Genomic DNA, 15,831 nt, shown 5'->3' on the forward strand with positions numbered 1-15,831 from the left:
GCGAAATGTTCCCGTGTCTTTTCCAGCTGACTCAGTGGGGTTAGTCACTCCGCAAAAGTTCCAATTTGAAGAACCCTTACATCTTGAATGTGGCCGTGTTTTACCGCGCTTTGAGTTAATGGTTGAAACTTACGGCACTTTAAATGCAGATAAATCAAATGCGATTTTAATCTGCCATGCCCTTTCCGGACATCATCATGCAGCGGGTTATCACCATGAAGATGATAAAAAAGCTGGATGGTGGGATAGCTGTATTGGCCCGGGCAAGGCAATCGACACAAATAAATTTTTTGTAGTTGCGCTTAATAATATTGGCGGATGTAGCGGATCAACCGGTCCAACTTCACCAAATCCTGAAAATGACAATCGTCCCTATGGTCCAGATTTCCCGTTAGTAACGGTCCGTGACTGGGTCAAAACTCAAGCCATACTTTCTGACCGCTTAGGAATAAGTGTCTGGTATGCGGTGGTCGGTGGTTCTTTGGGTGGCATGCAGGCATTACAATGGTCGGTAGACTACCCTGCCCGTTTTTACAAAAATGTGTCGTTATTGCCAGTGCGCCAAAGCTTTCAGCACAAAATATTGCGTTTAACGAAGTGGCACGTCAGTCCATCTTGTCCGACCCGGACTTCCATCATGGCCGTTATTTGGAAAATGATAGCTATCCGAAGCGTGGTCTAATTTTGGCTCGTATGGTTGGCCATATTACCTATCTTTCTGAAGAAGCCATGAAACAAAAATTTGGTCGTGATTTAAAATCCGGCAAGTTTATGTACGGTTTTGATGTCGAGTTTCAGGTCGAAAGTTATCTCCGTTACCAAGGTGAACAGTTTAGTCGTAACTTTGATGCCAATACTTATCTCATTATGACCAAAGCTTTGGATTATTTTGATCCATCGCGTGAGTACGGTCACTCGCTTACAGAAGCGATGAGTAAAACCAAATGCCAGTTCCTGATTGTCTCGTTCACCACTGACTGGCGTTTTGCACCAAGTCGCTCACAAGAAATTGTAGATGCACTCATTACCAATCATAAACCGGTAAGTTATCTTGATATTGATGCTGAACAAGGTCATGACTCGTTCTTATTCCCGATTCCACTGTATGTCAAAACACTGCGCGCTTTCTTAGGCGGTGAAGAACATTTAAAATCGACATCACTGGAGGCAAGCTAATGCGTATTGATCAACAACTGGCAGAAAAGTGGATTAAACCCGGTTCTAGCGTACTCGATTTAGGGTGTGGTGACGGTGAATTGCTCGCTCATATGAGCCAAAAGCATCAAATTCGTGCTTATGGTTTAGAAATTGATCAAGAAAAGATTGCAATTGCCGTCAGTCGCGGGTTAAATATTATTCAACAAGATTTGAATCTCGGTTTAAGCCGTTTTGCCGACCAGTCTTTTGACTATGTGGTTATGGCACAGGCTTTGCAAGCCGTAGATGCACCCGATGTTTTATTAAGAGACATGGTGCGTGTGGGTAAACAGGCCATTATCACTTTTCCAAACTTTGCACACTGGAAGACTCGCTCTTTTCTAGCATTAAAAGGGATGATGCCTGTATCGGATGCTCTACCATATATGTGGTATAACACCCCCAACATTCATTTATGTACGTTTAAAGATTTCGAAGCACTATGTGCGGAAAATCAAATACAAATTATTAATCGACTCGCCGTCAATGGAAACCAGCAGGGAAGCCTGTTAAGCAAACATGTTCCGAATTTGTTTGGTGAAGTCGCTATTTATCGAGTGAGTGCACTATGAAAAAGACATTATTTAGCACACTAATTGCAGGACTGCTAAGTATGCAGGCTCATGCAGATTATATCGCCCAGCCACAATCGGTTGCGAGCCAAGCTGCGCGCTTCTCCACAATGGGGATTCATGACCTTCAAAAAGCGGCTCAAGCGGGTCAAGCTGGAGCACAGTTTTATCTTGGTACACGTTATCAATACGGCAAAGATGTAGCAAAAGACGATAAACAAGCATTTGCATGGTTTAAAGCTGCTGCTGATCAAGGTCTTTCACCTGCGCAATTAAATGTTGGCCGTATGTATGCTGATGGTATTGGCGTTAAGAAAGACGAAGCTATGGCTCGTAAATATTTCGAAAAAGCGGCAAGTAACGGCGATAACCGTGCAAGCTACAACCTTGCGATGATGGAAGAGCAAAAGAAAAACTACGTAGGTGCTTACCAGTGGTATGAACTTTCAACTCGTGATGGCATGCTCGACAATAAAGTGATTAGCTTATCTGAAGGTAAAAAGACGGCTCTTGCTGCAAACTTAACTCAAGAGCAAATCCGTATGGCACGTGACCGCGCGGATAAATGGATTCAAGCACAATAATAATCCAGCTTATACTTACTCGACTAAAACCACCTTATATCACCTATAAGGTGGTTTGAGTTTTTTAAGCTTCTAATTTTATATTCCATTTGTTTTGCTCTATATCCCCTTTCAAAAAACACGTAACATAGCTCACGTTCAATATTGGTTATAAAGTTTGGTTATCTTATGTCTACCCCACATTGGTTTGATCAGGGCTCTTTAGTCCTTGCAAGTAACAACAAAGGTAAAGTCGCAGAGTTTGAAAAACTTTTTGAACAGCTCAAGTTGCCTGTAGAAATTATTCCTCAGGGTCACCTAAATATTCCCGACGCCATTGAAGACGGCTTAAGCTTTATTGAAAATGCCATTATTAAAGCGCGTCATGCCTCTAAAATTTCAGGGAAACCTGCTATGGCTGATGACTCCGGTATTTGTGTTCCGGTTTTAGGGGGTGCACCTGGTATTTATTCAGCACGTTATGCTGGAGAACATGGTGACGATGCAGCGAATAATGCCAAATTATTAAATGACCTTTTGCCATTTCGTAAAAATGGTGAAGCGATTGAAGGTATGTTTGTGTGCGTACTTGCTTTAGTGACTCATGCGGAAGATCCATTGCCACAAATTTTCCAAGGCATCTGGCATGGTGAAATTTTAGAAGCGCCACGTGGTGAAAATGGTTTTGGTTATGACCCACTGTTCTGGTTGCCAGAGCTACAAGTTTCTAGCGCTGAGTTGTCTAAAGAAGACAAGAATAAGATTAGTCATCGTGGGCAAGCGATGCAGTTATTTAGAGAGAGCTTGCAGAAGTAGGCTGATCACACGGCCAAACTATACAGCGTTAAAACAGATTAAACTTTGTATAGGCGAACCTTACTTTTCAAAGATGAAAAGTAAGCAAAAATCTTTTGTTAGACTGATGGCACTTCCCTGTGCCACAGTCTAACTGGCGGCATCCATGCCGCCTTCGCACCAGCAAGTGCAGGAAACTTATAATTAAATAATTAATTAGACGAACAAGTGTAAAAACACTGCATAAATCGCAATACACACACAACTCACAATCGTCCCTGAAGCGATATAAGCAGCAGATCTCCCCGTCCCTTGATAATGGGTTTCCAGAGCTACAATATTGGCTGCCGGTGGCAAGCAAAACATTAAAAACATTACACCGATGTGCTGATTTATATTTGGAATCGGTAAAAATCTATAACTTAATCCACAAAGTACAAATCCACAGGCCACTTTAAATGCTTGAGCTTTTGTACTGTAAATTAAATCTTTTGTATAAACTCTGGTACGGCGCAGCCACATTCCAAGCACACACATACCTGCAAAAGTCATTGCAAATTTAGCAACCTCATAAACCCAATGTATAGCAGGGCTTTCGATATGCTGGGCCCCTAAAAGTCTGAGCACAACAGCACAGAATATCGATATACAAGGCGGAGAAGTTAAAACCTTTTTTAATATATTGAGCTTACTTTGCGGTGCCGTAGTAACGGCAGTCACAGCCCAAGCATTGCCAAAAAGCGACATTCCAATATATAAAGCAACAATTGGAGCAGTTGCTTCAGGACCGAATAAAGCCATAGCAAAAGGAAAACCAAGCCATCCCATGTTGGTATAACTTATGCAAAGTGCCAATAAGCGGTCTTTAAATAAAGCCAAATAAGCAAAGAAAATAATGAACGCCGAACCAAAACTAAAGAGCATTAAGCTCAAGCTTCCCGATTGATAAAAGACCATGTTGTAAATAATCACAATCGGAATCAGGAGTCGTGCAAGCCAAGCTGAGAGAATAGGTTTTATGGTTTCTGAAATGGAGGTCTGAGCAAGTAGAAGTCCTGTGATAAATGCCAATATAGGCAGTAATAATGCCACGCTCTCTCCTCTCGCTCGTCAAATTCAGCTTGTTATGCTACACCTTTTGATTTTGAAATGTATGATCTATTTCAAGTAAATTCGTCTAAATACGAAGTTCAATAAAATTTAAAAATCCTCCAAAAAAAATATCTTTAAAAATCTAGTCGTAAGTGTCTACTTATAAATATTGTCTTAAAAATGAAATATAAGTGTCACATTCCTGTCATGGCAACCTGTTGATATAAAGCGAACTAAAAAGAGGTATAAAATCATGGCTGGTTTATCTATTTGGCATGTCGTTATTTTCGCAATTGTCGTTATTTTATTGTTCGGTACATCTAAGCTAAAAAATATCGGTAAAGATGTAGGCGGTGCAGTAAGAGATTTTAAAAAGTCAGTTCGTGAAGAAGACGAAGCTGCATCTTTAAATAGCCCTCGTACAATTGATGCACAAGTTAAAACATCTGAAAGCACATCAGTGAAAAGCTAAAGGTTTGACCCATGCTTGATGTAGGAATGACAGAGTTACTCTGTTTTGCAATTATTGCAATTTTAGTTTTAGGTCCAGAGAAGCTTCCGGAAGCTGCACGCTTTGCAGGTCGCTGGTATGTTCGACTAAAACGCTATATTACGAATCTGCAAAACGAGATTGATCAGGAGCTACGTCTGTCTGAGTTCCGCAAAGAAATGCAAGAGGAACTTAACCGCATTGAAGCATTGGAACGTAAAGTACAACAACAGCTTGAAGAAATACAAAAACAGCAGGTTTCAGAATCTTTAGAAGCAACTGAAACAGCTAAAAAAACACAAAAGCCTATTCGGAAATGTACTCCTATATCGGGCCATTACAAAGTGCCGTATCTGACTAAAGTTACGCCTTTGGCTCCTCAAACTGATATTTCAGAAACATCTCCTGTTGAATTGAAGATTGCCGTATGAACCAACTGCCTTCAACCGCTGTAAATAGTCAAGAAAACCTAGACCAAATGCCAATCATGAATCATTTGGTGGTTTTAAGACGTCATTTATTTAGGATTGTAGGGGTAACATTATTCTTATTTTTTTGTTTACTGCCCTTTCGAAATCATACTTATCAAATATTATCTGAGCCTCTAAGGTTACAACTTCCTGCCTCATCTTCCATGATTGCAACGGATGTTACAGCAACCTTTATGGCGCCATTTAAACTTAATTTATTTGTTGCACTCATGCTGGCAATGCCATTTATTCTTTATGAAATATGGTCTTTTGTTCGTCCGGCGCTTTATCAAAAAGAACGTCATTTAGCGCTGCCGTTACTCATTGGTAGTATTATTTTATTTTATGCAGGTGTCGCTTTTGCTTATTACATTACCCTGCCTGCCATATTACATTTCTTTATTAGCGTTTCACCTGAAACAGTAGCACCAATGACCGACATTAATAGTTATTTAAGCTTCTGCTTAAAGCTATTTTTAGTGTTTGGTGTCACTTTTGAAATTCCTATCGCAACCTTGCTACTCATTTTGATTGGTGTGGTAAATACGCAAAGCCTTGCTGAAAAAAGACGTTTTATTATTGTAGGATGCTTCTTTGTAGCGATGTTTATTACCCCACCCGATGCGATTTCGATGGTGATGCTAGCAATTCCAATGTGGCTACTTTTCGAAATAGGTTTACTCTTCGGCAAAATTCTTGAGAAAAGAAAAACTCATTCTGCTGAATAAAAATAATATAAAAAAGCCTGAACTAAGAAGTTCAGGCTTTTTTTATGTAGAACGCTTTTTAATCTACAAAGCAATAAACTGTCTTCAAAGTGACTTAAAAATGTAAGAAAAGTGTCATTTTCAATCCATAGAATCGACTCAACAAATATACACACAAAAGTTACGGATTTATTATGACCACTGCTTCTAACCACCCAACACGTCGCGATATTTTAAAATGGTTTACGGGGATCCCTTTTCTTCCATTAGGTGCGATGGCTACGGCAGCAACGTTAGCAGGTTGTAACGATAGCGATAACGACTCATCTATTGTCACTCCGTCAAAGCCAATTAACTTTAAGAATGCAACGTTCACTTCAATGCCAGCTCCTTCAACGGTAGCAGATATTGCCACAACAGCATGTGCATCAAAACTTGCTATTTCATGGGAAGACGGCAGCAAAACAGAATATCAACTCGCTTACAAACCATTCTTCTTAACAGGTACAGAAGTGCCTGATGGTAAAGGAGGAAAAGTCATCGCGGGTGGTTATTACGATATTAATAATAAGCCAATTATTGATAAATCAGTTGCAGGTAAAGAACGTCAATTCTTCTCTGACTGCCCAGATGGTAGTTCTCTCATTAGTTTCAAACAAGCAACAGGCAAAGATTTCACAGATGCTGACAAGAAAGCATTAGGTGTAACCGGTAACCCAGTGTTCCATGTGGTTCAATTTGAATATCTATCAAAAGACCAAAATGGTGGTGATACTTACGGTAAATTATCATCTCCGATTGCTGTCTTAACTTTAGATCAAGATCCAAAGACAGGTCACTTAACTTTAATTAAATATCATAACGTTGATACTTCAAGTGCACATGGGCTATGGATTACTTGTGGTGCAAGTTTATCTCCATGGGGAACTCATCTTTCTAGTGAAGAATACGAACCAGATGCTTTTGACCAAAAGTTAGGTCAATCACTTTCAACACTTAAAGCCTTCAGTAAAAATATATATGGTGATGAAAACATTGCCAATCCATATAACTATGGCCACTTGCCAGAAATTACCGTAAATGCAGATGGTACTGGTCGCGTTACAAAGCACTATTGTTTAGGCCGTATTTCACACGAACTTGTACAGGTTTTCCCTGATAACCGCACTGTGTTAATGGGCGATGACTATACCAACGGCGGCCTATTTATGTTCGTTGCAGATAAGGAGAAAGATTTATCTGCAGGTACACTCTACGTTGCAAAATATACAACAGTACTTAGTGATACAACGACTGGTCAGATTTCTTGGATCAGACTTGGTCATGCAACAAGTGCCGAGATTGAAAACCTCATCAAGAGCGGCATTAAAGGAACTGATATTTTTGAGTCAGTTCTACAAATTGCTAAATATCCAAGCGATGCAACAATAGCAGAGAAAGAGGCTATTGATGCGGGCGACAAAGGTACTCCTGAACAACAAGCTTTAGCCAAAGCTGCAAAAGAGCGTTTAAAACTACAACAAGCTGCCCAAAAAGCAGAATTGGAAGCTCAAGGTTTTAAATTTACTTATTTAAGTAAAACTGGTGTATATCTCAAGCTTAAAGATAATAGCGACAGAACTAAACTTGCAGCGGCTTTCCTTGAAACACACCGTTATGCTGCTTACATGGGTGCTTCAATGGCATTGACCAAAAATGAAGGCACAACAGTAAATATTGCAGATAAAAAAGCTTATTCAGCTTTAGCTAATATTGTCGATTCAATGGTTGAAGGTGGTAGCGGTTATCTTGCTGAGCACAACGTTAAATTCCCGAAAATCACTGCTGGTGGTATTTTGGAGCACACATTAACTGGTGGCCAGAAAGACAGCTCAAATGTTGCAATCAATAGTGAGTGGGTACCTAGCCAATCTAACCTTCTCATTAAAGGTAAAGATATTAGCTTTGACAGCTTAGGGAACACCGCTGACCCAGAGCAAATTGCTAGCCCTGATAACTTGAAGTTCTCAGAAAAACTTCGCACTTTATTCATCGGCGAAGACTCTGGTAACCACTTAAATAACTTCTTATGGGCTTATAACGTTGATACCAAACAGCTCATCCGTATTTTATCTACACCGGCAGGTGCTGAATCGACGGGTCTACATGCAGTCGACGAGGTAAATGGTTGGACTTACATCATGAGTAACTTCCAGCATCCTGGAGACGAATGGAACCGTTTCTATAAAGAAAAAGATGGTGTTCGTACTGGTATTAGCGCAGATTTACTTGCTCAAATTGATACTGCAATTAATACAAATTACAGTAATAAATTTGCAGCAGCAGTTGGCTATATCACTGCCGACCCAATTGCACCATCTGTTGTGAAGAAATAATTTCTTTCACCACTATAAAAGAGGCCTGCTTTATGCAGGTTTCTTTTATTTTTTAACGTCTCATTAGAAAATAAAATTCCTTCAACCTTTCACTAAACGGTCAAATATTTCATTAACTTATCATCAAAACGTCAAAGCCTCGTCACATTCACAAACTAAGCTCATGAAGACTTTTAGAACAATCTCTTTATTAACTTAGGAATTTCCCATGACAGAGCTGACGCCATATCATGAAGACCAAGAATTGGATAATAATACTTCTGACAATATCCACTTTCGTGACATTTTAGAACAACACATCAGTCGTCGTAGTTTAATCACCAAAGCAGCAAGCGGTGCAGTAGCACTGACTTTAGCTTCTACTTTAACTGGCTGTAATGATAACGATGATGACTCTGGCTCTAATAATGGTGGAACCACACCTGTAGATCCAAATAAAAAACCGGAAAAACTCACATTTACGCCCGTAGCTAAAAATTTAAATGATATTGTGACTGTACCTGAAGGTTATGAAGCTAATGTCATCTACGCTTTAGGTGACTCAATCAATCCAAGAGTTGGAGATTGGGACGACAATAATATTCCATCTGGCCCAAGCTTCCAGTTTCGCTCTGGCGACTGCCATGACGGCATGCATTATTTTGGCTTAAACACATCAACAAACCGCTTTGACGAGACTGTGTCAGCACAAGGTTTGTTGGTGATGAACCACGAATACATCAACCAAACCTTTCTACACCCTAAAGGTCCAACCAAAGTTGATGGACGCCGCCCAGAAGACGAAGTCATTCGTGAAACCAATGCCCATGGGGTTTCTGTAGTTCATATCAAAAAAGACCCTGCTACTCAAAAAGTCGAAGTTGTAAAAAACTCTATTTTTAATAGACGTATTACAGGTTCTACAGTCATGGACTTCGCTGGTGCCGCGGCAGGATCTAACTTACTTTCGACGCGTTTTTCGCCTGCTGGCCGCCAGACTCGTGGTACACACAACAACTGTGGTAATGGCTATACACCTTGGGGAACATACTTAACCACGGAAGAAAACTTCATTGGTTATTTTGCGCGTAGTACAACTGATGATGCGCTACGTACTCCAGAAGAAATTATTGCTCTTAAACGCTATGGTCTTAAAGCAGGATCAAGTTCGCGTTATGGCTGGGAAACAACAATTGGTCAAGTAGAGTCACAAGACTTGTATGATCGCTGGAATGCCGATGTAAAAGCAGCTCAAGCTACCCAAGATTACCGAAATGGGCCAAATACATTTGGCTGGATGGTTGAGATTGATCCATTTGATGGACGCCAAAATCCGGTTAAACGTACTTCATTAGGCCGTTTCGCACATGAAGACAGTGCTTGCCGTGCCGTAGTAGGTCAACCATTAGCATTTTATATGGGTGATGACTCTCGTGGTGAATACATCTATAAATTCGTTTCAACCGCTGTGTGGGACACCAAAGATATAAACGGTGGTTATACAGCTGGCGACAAATACATGAATGCAGGCAAATTGTATGTTGCTAAGTTTAATAACGATGGTTCAGGTCAATGGGTTGAACTTGCTTATGGCAAAAATGGCTTAAATGAAAGCAACACGACCTACCCGTTTAAGTCACAGGCAGATGTTGTTACATTTGCACGCTTAGCAGCGGATTCTGTAGGTGCAACAAAAATGGACCGCCCAGAATGGTGTACGGTCAACCCAGTAAACGGTGAAATCTATGTCACACTCACCAATAACTCAAATCGTGGTAAAGACTATGCAACTGATGCAGCCAATCCACGTAACTACACAGACCTATATGCAGGCACAAAAGAACAAAAAGGAAACGTAAACGGTCATATCATCCGTTTTAAAGAAACTGATGACAAAACAACTGCTGAAACCTTCAAATGGGATATCTACCTATTTGGCGCAGAAGCATCAATGGCTTCAAACATCAACTTATCCGGCTTAACAGATAACAATGATTTTTCATCTCCGGATGGTATGTGGTTTGACCCACGTGGCGTTCTCTGGATTGAAACCGATGACGGCGCTTACACTGATGTTACTAACTGTATGATGCTTGCAGCTCTGCCGGGTCAAATCGGTGATGGTGGTACAGCAACAACTTCAAATGGTCAGCAGACCATAACAGGTGCCAAAGTTACAGACGCAACATTACGTCGTTTCTTAGTCGGACCAAAGCAATGTGAAATTACTGGTATTGCCATGACTCCTGACTACAAAGCAATTTTCATTAATGTTCAGCACCCTGGTGAAGATTCACCAAGTTACGCAAAACCAGAAAGTAACTGGCCTGCCACACAAAAAGACCCAAGCAATAAAACTGCGCGCCCACGCTCAGCAACTGTTGTGATTACTCGTAAAGATGGCGGCATTATTGCCGGTTAATTGATTTACCCAAAAAATGCCGATCACTTGATCGGCATTTTTCTAACGGTTTAAAAGCACCTGTTGCTGCACAATTTGACCACTATGTTCACCTTGTTGGGTCTTTTCCAACCATATCCATTCATTATTGGTCATTCTTAAAAAATTCGAACACCGTGTTCCATATACGGGGCTTTGAATAAAAGTCGATGATAATAATTCTTCCATTTCCGGCTGAATGCCCGTGTTTGGCAACAATGCTGTGGTGACCTTACGCTCATCTTCTAAAATATCCCACGCTGCGAGCTGCAAACTTAACTCTTCTGTTTTGTGCTGATGCATAGGCAGGAACTCTTGCGTAAAACGTGTGCGTAAATGTCTGGTTTTTTCCCAGTGGTCGGACATTAAACCATTCGAAACCACATATACGCCGTTGGCTAATACTTGAGGAGCCTCACCGCGGTTACTCATATAGACCGCCTGATCAGCAGTCCCCATAAACAGGTTAAAACCAGCAAAGTTCTGTTGCTGTTGTTCTAATTGCTGAGCAAAGCGAATCGGTAACAAATCAGACTCTAAAAAAGCCTGAACCAAATGACCACGAGAGGTCTCATATTGTTTTTTATCACGTCCATCACGGAAATTGGTTAACACAGCCCATCGGCCCTGCGGCGTAACACCCATCCAAGTACCACCCGACTGTAAGTCTTGCCCTGCAATGATTGGCGTATGTTCCCATTGATGCAACAATGCGGTTGGTCGATGATAAAATTCATCACGATTTGAAATCAGACACAAGGGCATATCATCCAGAACATGCCATGCTAAAGCCACAATACACATTGATTCTTGTTCCCTATGTTTACACATTGAATGTACAACATTTTTCACATCATTCCGCTACAATCTGTCAAAACGTAAGATCAAGGAGCAGCAATGCTGACCTATCCTAATATCGATCCGGTCGCAATACATCTAGGACCTCTTCAAGTCCATTGGTATGGACTCATGTATTTATTGGCATTTTTATGTGCTTGGGGGCTTGCTTCCTACCGTGCCAAACAGCGTGATGGCTGGACATCGGACATGGTTTCCGATCTGGTGTTTTACGGCGCCTTAGGTGTTGTACTCGGCGGACGTATCGGCTATGTGCTTTTCTATGAGTTTGACAAATTCCTTGAAAACCCAATCTGGTTATTCCAAGTCTGGACAGGTGGTATGAGCTTCCACGGCGGCTTCTTAGGCGTCATGATCGCAATGCTATTCTGGTGTAAAAAATATCAAAAAACATGGTTCCAGACACTCGACTTTGTTGCCCCATGTGTACCGACAGGCTTAATGTTCGGTCGTATTGGTAACTTTATTGGCGGAGAGTTATATGGCCGTGCGGTCACAGATCCGAATTTTCCATTCGGAATGATTTTCCCAACCGATCCATTACATCTGGTTCGTCACCCTTCTCAAATCTACCAAGCGCTTTGCGAAGGACTATTACTCTTTATTATTTTGTGGTGGTTTAGCTCAAAACCACGCCCACGTATGGCTGTATCTGCCCTATTTTTAATGGGTTATGGTGTTGCACGCTTTGTGATGGAATTCTTCCGTCAACCGGATGCCGACCAAGGTTTCATCTTGTTTGGCTGGATGACGAAAGGACAAATCCTCACCGTTCCAATGCTACTGATAGGCCTTTGGATGATGTGGTATGCCTACCAAAAGAAAATTTATGACTGGGGCCCTCAAAAGAACAGTTAACATCTAAATCAGAGGAGTTTCGGCTCCTCTTTTTTATGCTACAGTTTTTATCTCCCAAGAAAGAAGATTCGCCATGCTGGAATTCTGGTTTAATACGCAAGTCCCGACTTTTAAAAAATTAATCATTTTAATTATTACCCTCTTAATCTGTATTGGGTTATATCAATATCAACCATTGCCTTTAGATACCATTTTAATGTTTACAGGAACTGGGGTTATTTTTTTAATCTGCCGTTACTTTAAATTGCATTTTGCTCAAAGTAACCCGACTGGTTTACTTTACCGCCTATTTACGTGGGTTCCTATCGCTCTTTTATTTGCACTTATCTTTGTAAAAACCATGCCTAACTTGCTGATCTGGGGCGTTCAAGGAATCGCATTTATGGCGCTTGCTGCTTTTATTTTTTCACCCCAATCGTTATTTAACAAATAGGCTCATTTTTATGTTGGCTTATTGGTATAACGCACCGCGTCACATCAAACTCATCTTCATTATTGTCGTTTGTGCTGCAATTTATGCAGCCAATCAGGTACAGCCTTTATCGCCGACTTACACTGTTCTTAGCCTCGTGTTAGGTTTTGGGCTTCATTTCGGGCAATATTTACAAACAAAAATTCCAGAGCACAGTTCATATAAACTTAAGCTCCAGTTTCTGCTTAGAATTTACCCTCTCATTATTGTAGCTATTATAATGTGGTTACTGCCCCCTCAACACAATTGGATCGCAACACTACAAGCTTTAGGCTTTGTACTGGTTGGATTTTTTCTTGTTTCGATTTATCAAAATCGGGCCAAACGTTTTTAAACAGTAAATGTAGCTCTCTTTCCTACCTATCGTTAAAGCATGCTATTATCTTCCACGGTTTATTAATCCATGAACCGTCTCCCCTTTTATTTTATGGAAATTAATCCGAACTCGAGAGTGTTATGCGTGCATATTTAGACCTTCTACAACATATCCTTGATAATGGCGGTGACAAAGGCGACCGTACAGGCACAGGAACCCGTTCTGTATTTGGTCATCAAATGCGTTTTGATCTCTCTAAGGGTTTTCCTTTACTCACCACAAAAAAAGTTCACTTTCGTTCTATCGTGATTGAGTTACTTTGGTTCTTAAAAGGCGATACTAACGTTAAGTACTTACAAGACAATAAAGTCACCATTTGGGATGAATGGGCAACAGCAGAACAAACTGCCCGTTTCGGCCGCCCAGAACATGAGCTTGGCCCAGTTTATGGCCATCAATGGCGTAATTTCGGCGCAACAAAAAATGCCGATGGTACTTATAACCAAGATGGTTTTGACCAAATTAAATGGTTAATTAATGAAATTAAAACTAACCCAAATTCACGCCGTTTAATTGTCTCTGGCTGGAACCCAAATGAGGCCGGACAAGTTGCTTTACCGCCTTGCCATACGCTCTTCCAATTCTTCGTACAAGACAACAAGTTGTCATGCCAGCTTTATCAACGTAGTGCTGACGTATTCTTAGGCGTGCCATTTAATATTGCCAGCTATGCCCTACTCACCCATATGATTGCTCAAGTGTGTGGCTTAGGTGTTGGTGATTTTGTTTGGACAGGTGGCGATACTCATCTTTATGCCAACCATTTTGAGCAAGCAAAACTACAATTGACGCGTGAGCCATTACCACTTTGCCAATTAAAACTTAATCCAGAAGTTAAAGATATTTTCGACTTCAAATTTGAAGATATCGAGATTGTAGGTTACGAGTCACATCCGGCAATTAAAGCACCAGTTGCAGTATAACGACGGCTTAAATTTCATTAGATTACGGTTTAGAGAATAAGATTATGGCATGGCAAAATGTAGAAGTTGTCCACGTTGTCGCAATGGACAAAAATCACTGTATTGGTAAAGGCAATGCGTTGCCATGGCATATCTCTGCCGATTTAAAACATTTTAAAGAAATCACACAAGGTGGTGTGGTGATCATGGGCCGCAAAACGCTTGAGTCCATGGGTCGTGCTCTACCGAACCGTGTGAACTGGGTGATTACCCGTGACATTAACTGGCATTTTGACGGCGTAAAAATTGCGTATTCAATTGAAGATGCTTTAAATGCTGCTTTAGAAGATGCCAAAAACACCGAAAAGCAAGCTTTATTCATTATTGGTGGTGGTGAAATCTTTAAGCAAACCTTATCGATTGCAGACCGTCTTGAGCTCACTCATGTTGACTTAGATGTACAAGGTGATGCACATTATCCAACAATACCGAGTGAATTTCACAAAACTGCAAGCGAACAGCAAGTAGATGAAAAATCAGGAACTTCATTCGAATTTGCCACTTATAAAAAATAATTTTCTGGTCGCCTATGCACAATATCGGAACACGTGAATTTATTATCGCCCTCCTCTTCGGCGCTTTACATAGTTTATTCACGTTGTTTATTGTGCTTTCCAGCATTTGGGTATGCTTAGCCCTATGGGTCCAACAACCTTTTGGCTGGTTAGGCAGCCGTATTATTATTGGCATATGGATTGCCTTTGCTTTAAGTATGGCGGGCTTATATTTTAATGGGCATATTATTAGCCGTCGTACAGACGTTTTAATCTACCTATTAGCTTTTGCCTGCTCTTTAGTTTGGTACTTTTCGATTACTGCACGTCAAGACCGTGACTGGAACCCTGAAGTTGCCAATATGCTAAGTTACGAAAAACACGGCGATGTTATTACTTTGCATAATGTCCGTAACTTCAACTGGCATCCTGATGGAACCTATGATGTCCGCTGGGAAACCCGTACTTTTGACCTGAACCAGTTAAATGGCATAAATATCATTACCTCTTACTGGATGGGGCCACAAATTGCCCATACGCTAGTCAGTTTCGAATTTAAAAATCAACAACCTTTAGTTTTTTCGATCGAAATTCGAAAAGAAAAGACTGAAGAGTTTTCAGCAATTGGCGGCTTCTTTAGAAAATATGAACTGAGCTTAATTGCATCTGATGAAAAAGATATTGTCTACACGCGTAGCAATATCCGTAAAGAGCAAGTTTATAATTTTCCGGTCAATATGCCTCGCTCGGAGCAAAAAGCGCTCTTTTTAGAATATCTTAAAAAAGCAGATGAACTACGTGCAGAACCAAAGTGGTACAATACGCTCACAAGTAATTGTACAACTTTAATTTTTGATATGGTTCAAGCCATTAACCCATATCAGCTTCCTAAAGATTATCGGTTAATTGCCTCTGGTTACTTACCTAATTATTTATATGATCTTAAAGCACTCGATCAAAATATTAGCTTGAAACAGTGGTACCAAATTGCACACATTAACCCACGTACTGAACATTTTGAACAATTTGCAGACCAAAGCAGTGAGCATTTCTCTCAAATTGTTCGACAGGGTTTACCTAAAGTAAAATGAAATAAGTAATGCACTTTTCTTTACTTTTTTATACACGCTT

General features: G+C 40.6%; 16 protein-coding genes and 1 pseudogene. 15 read left to right on the forward strand and 2 right to left on the reverse strand.

The genetic code is table 11. The features are described from left to right. Positions 1-13: 13 nt before the first annotated feature. The 4 genes and pseudogenes from metX (at position 14) to rdgB (ending at position 3,148) form a co-directional block, all read left to right on the forward strand. Positions 14-1,176 (forward strand): annotated as a pseudogene (gene metX, locus C1642_RS07345) (homoserine O-succinyltransferase MetX). Further along, complete coding sequence (metW, locus tag C1642_RS07350; protein WP_001217230.1) at positions 1,176-1,769, forward strand: methionine biosynthesis protein MetW; 594 nt, start codon at positions 1,176-1,178, stop codon at positions 1,767-1,769. The pseudogene metX and the gene metW overlap by 1 nt, the downstream one beginning before the upstream one ends. Next, a complete protein-coding gene (locus C1642_RS07355) occupies positions 1,766-2,353 on the forward strand; it encodes a tetratricopeptide repeat protein (RefSeq protein ID WP_000751692.1) in 588 nt (195 codons plus the stop codon). The genes metW and C1642_RS07355 overlap by 4 nt, the downstream gene beginning before the upstream one ends. 168 nt (positions 2,354-2,521) lie before the next feature. Then, a complete protein-coding gene (rdgB, locus tag C1642_RS07360; protein WP_005124785.1) occupies positions 2,522-3,148 on the forward strand; it encodes an RdgB/HAM1 family non-canonical purine NTP pyrophosphatase in 627 nt (208 codons plus the stop codon). A gap of 195 nt (positions 3,149-3,343) precedes the next feature. On the opposite strand, the gene C1642_RS07365 is transcribed toward rdgB, so the two are convergent. After that, on the reverse strand, positions 3,344-4,219 hold the full coding sequence (locus tag C1642_RS07365; protein ID WP_005112153.1) for an AEC family transporter: 876 nt from the start codon (positions 4,217-4,219) through the stop codon (positions 3,344-3,346). Between the two features lie 253 nt (positions 4,220-4,472). On the opposite strand from C1642_RS07365, the gene C1642_RS07370 reads away from it, so the two are divergent. From C1642_RS07370 to C1642_RS07390, 5 genes are all read left to right on the forward strand, one after another. Further along, complete coding sequence (locus C1642_RS07370) at positions 4,473-4,691, forward strand: Sec-independent protein translocase subunit TatA (RefSeq protein ID WP_000908081.1); 219 nt, start codon at positions 4,473-4,475, stop codon at positions 4,689-4,691. Between the two features lie 11 nt (positions 4,692-4,702). Next, complete coding sequence (tatB, locus tag C1642_RS07375; protein WP_000887757.1) at positions 4,703-5,140, forward strand: Sec-independent protein translocase protein TatB; 438 nt, start codon at positions 4,703-4,705, stop codon at positions 5,138-5,140. Continuing rightward, the gene (gene tatC / locus C1642_RS07380; RefSeq protein WP_031976284.1) at positions 5,137-5,907 is read left to right on the forward strand and encodes a twin-arginine translocase subunit TatC; all 771 of its coding nucleotides are present in this window, start codon (positions 5,137-5,139) and stop codon (positions 5,905-5,907) included. The genes tatB and tatC overlap by 4 nt, the downstream gene beginning before the upstream one ends. Before the next feature lie 173 nt (positions 5,908-6,080). After that, a complete protein-coding gene (locus tag C1642_RS07385; RefSeq protein ID WP_000205456.1) occupies positions 6,081-8,261 on the forward strand; it encodes a PhoX family protein in 2,181 nt (726 codons plus the stop codon). Positions 8,262-8,469: 208 nt separating this feature from the next. Next, positions 8,470-10,662 carry a PhoX family protein gene (locus C1642_RS07390; RefSeq protein ID WP_103236127.1) on the forward strand — a complete coding sequence of 731 codons (2,193 nt, stop codon included), beginning with the start codon at positions 8,470-8,472 and terminating at the stop codon, positions 10,660-10,662. A 42-nt stretch (positions 10,663-10,704) separates the two neighbouring features. Here C1642_RS07390 and C1642_RS07395 read toward each other — a convergent pair whose 3' ends face one another. Further along, positions 10,705-11,484: an NRDE family protein gene (locus C1642_RS07395; protein ID WP_213064264.1), complete on the reverse strand. Its 780-nt coding sequence runs from the start codon at positions 11,482-11,484 to the stop codon at positions 10,705-10,707. A 93-nt stretch (positions 11,485-11,577) separates the two neighbouring features. Here C1642_RS07395 and lgt point away from each other — a divergent pair, with 93 nt between their 5' ends. From lgt to C1642_RS07425, 6 genes are all read left to right on the forward strand, one after another. Further along, on the forward strand, positions 11,578-12,396 hold the full coding sequence (lgt, locus tag C1642_RS07400) for a prolipoprotein diacylglyceryl transferase (RefSeq protein WP_103236128.1): 819 nt from the start codon (positions 11,578-11,580) through the stop codon (positions 12,394-12,396). A 73-nt stretch (positions 12,397-12,469) separates the two neighbouring features. Then, a complete protein-coding gene (locus tag C1642_RS07405) occupies positions 12,470-12,829 on the forward strand; it encodes a hypothetical protein (protein WP_000889270.1) in 360 nt (119 codons plus the stop codon). 10 nt (positions 12,830-12,839) lie between these two features. Then, positions 12,840-13,202 (forward strand): hypothetical protein, encoded by a 363-nt coding sequence (locus C1642_RS07410; RefSeq protein WP_000881940.1) that lies wholly within the window; start codon positions 12,840-12,842, stop codon positions 13,200-13,202. Between the two features lie 122 nt (positions 13,203-13,324). Then, positions 13,325-14,167 carry a thymidylate synthase gene (thyA, locus tag C1642_RS07415; protein ID WP_001203170.1) on the forward strand — a complete coding sequence of 281 codons (843 nt, stop codon included), beginning with the start codon at positions 13,325-13,327 and terminating at the stop codon, positions 14,165-14,167. A gap of 44 nt (positions 14,168-14,211) precedes the next feature. After that, entirely contained in the window at positions 14,212-14,721 is a 510-nt protein-coding gene (locus C1642_RS07420) for a dihydrofolate reductase (protein ID WP_000312548.1), read from the forward strand. 14 nt (positions 14,722-14,735) lie between these two features. Beyond that, positions 14,736-15,791: a DUF4105 domain-containing protein gene (locus C1642_RS07425; RefSeq protein WP_000551512.1), complete on the forward strand. Its 1,056-nt coding sequence runs from the start codon at positions 14,736-14,738 to the stop codon at positions 15,789-15,791. Positions 15,792-15,831 lie beyond the last annotated feature (40 nt).

This window comes from Acinetobacter sp. AKBS16 (assembly GCF_002899995.1).
GTDB lineage: Bacteria > Pseudomonadota > Gammaproteobacteria > Pseudomonadales > Moraxellaceae > Acinetobacter > Acinetobacter baumannii.

Excerpts from the sequence above, each read along its gene's own strand:
- C1642_RS07355 (WP_000751692.1), top strand. The coding sequence starts at position 1,766 with ATGAAAAAGACATTATTTAGCACACTAATTGCAGGACTGCTAAGTATG.
- lgt (WP_103236128.1), top strand. The coding sequence starts at position 11,578 with ATGCTGACCTATCCTAATATCGATCCGGTCGCAATACATCTAGGACCT.
- metW (WP_001217230.1), top strand. The coding sequence starts at position 1,176 with ATGCGTATTGATCAACAACTGGCAGAAAAGTGGATTAAACCCGGTTCT.
- thyA (WP_001203170.1), top strand. The coding sequence starts at position 13,325 with ATGCGTGCATATTTAGACCTTCTACAACATATCCTTGATAATGGCGGT.
- C1642_RS07425 (WP_000551512.1), top strand. The coding sequence starts at position 14,736 with ATGCACAATATCGGAACACGTGAATTTATTATCGCCCTCCTCTTCGGC.
- C1642_RS07370 (WP_000908081.1), top strand. The coding sequence starts at position 4,473 with ATGGCTGGTTTATCTATTTGGCATGTCGTTATTTTCGCAATTGTCGTT.
- tatC (WP_031976284.1), top strand. The coding sequence starts at position 5,137 with ATGAACCAACTGCCTTCAACCGCTGTAAATAGTCAAGAAAACCTAGAC.
- C1642_RS07420 (WP_000312548.1), top strand. The coding sequence starts at position 14,212 with ATGGCATGGCAAAATGTAGAAGTTGTCCACGTTGTCGCAATGGACAAA.
- C1642_RS07395 (WP_213064264.1), bottom strand. The coding sequence starts at position 11,484 with ATGTGTATTGTGGCTTTAGCATGGCATGTTCTGGATGATATGCCCTTG.
- C1642_RS07405 (WP_000889270.1), top strand. The coding sequence starts at position 12,470 with ATGCTGGAATTCTGGTTTAATACGCAAGTCCCGACTTTTAAAAAATTA.
- rdgB (WP_005124785.1), top strand. The coding sequence starts at position 2,522 with ATGTCTACCCCACATTGGTTTGATCAGGGCTCTTTAGTCCTTGCAAGT.
- C1642_RS07385 (WP_000205456.1), top strand. The coding sequence starts at position 6,081 with ATGACCACTGCTTCTAACCACCCAACACGTCGCGATATTTTAAAATGG.
- C1642_RS07390 (WP_103236127.1), top strand. The coding sequence starts at position 8,470 with ATGACAGAGCTGACGCCATATCATGAAGACCAAGAATTGGATAATAAT.
- C1642_RS07410 (WP_000881940.1), top strand. The coding sequence starts at position 12,840 with ATGTTGGCTTATTGGTATAACGCACCGCGTCACATCAAACTCATCTTC.
- tatB (WP_000887757.1), top strand. The coding sequence starts at position 4,703 with ATGCTTGATGTAGGAATGACAGAGTTACTCTGTTTTGCAATTATTGCA.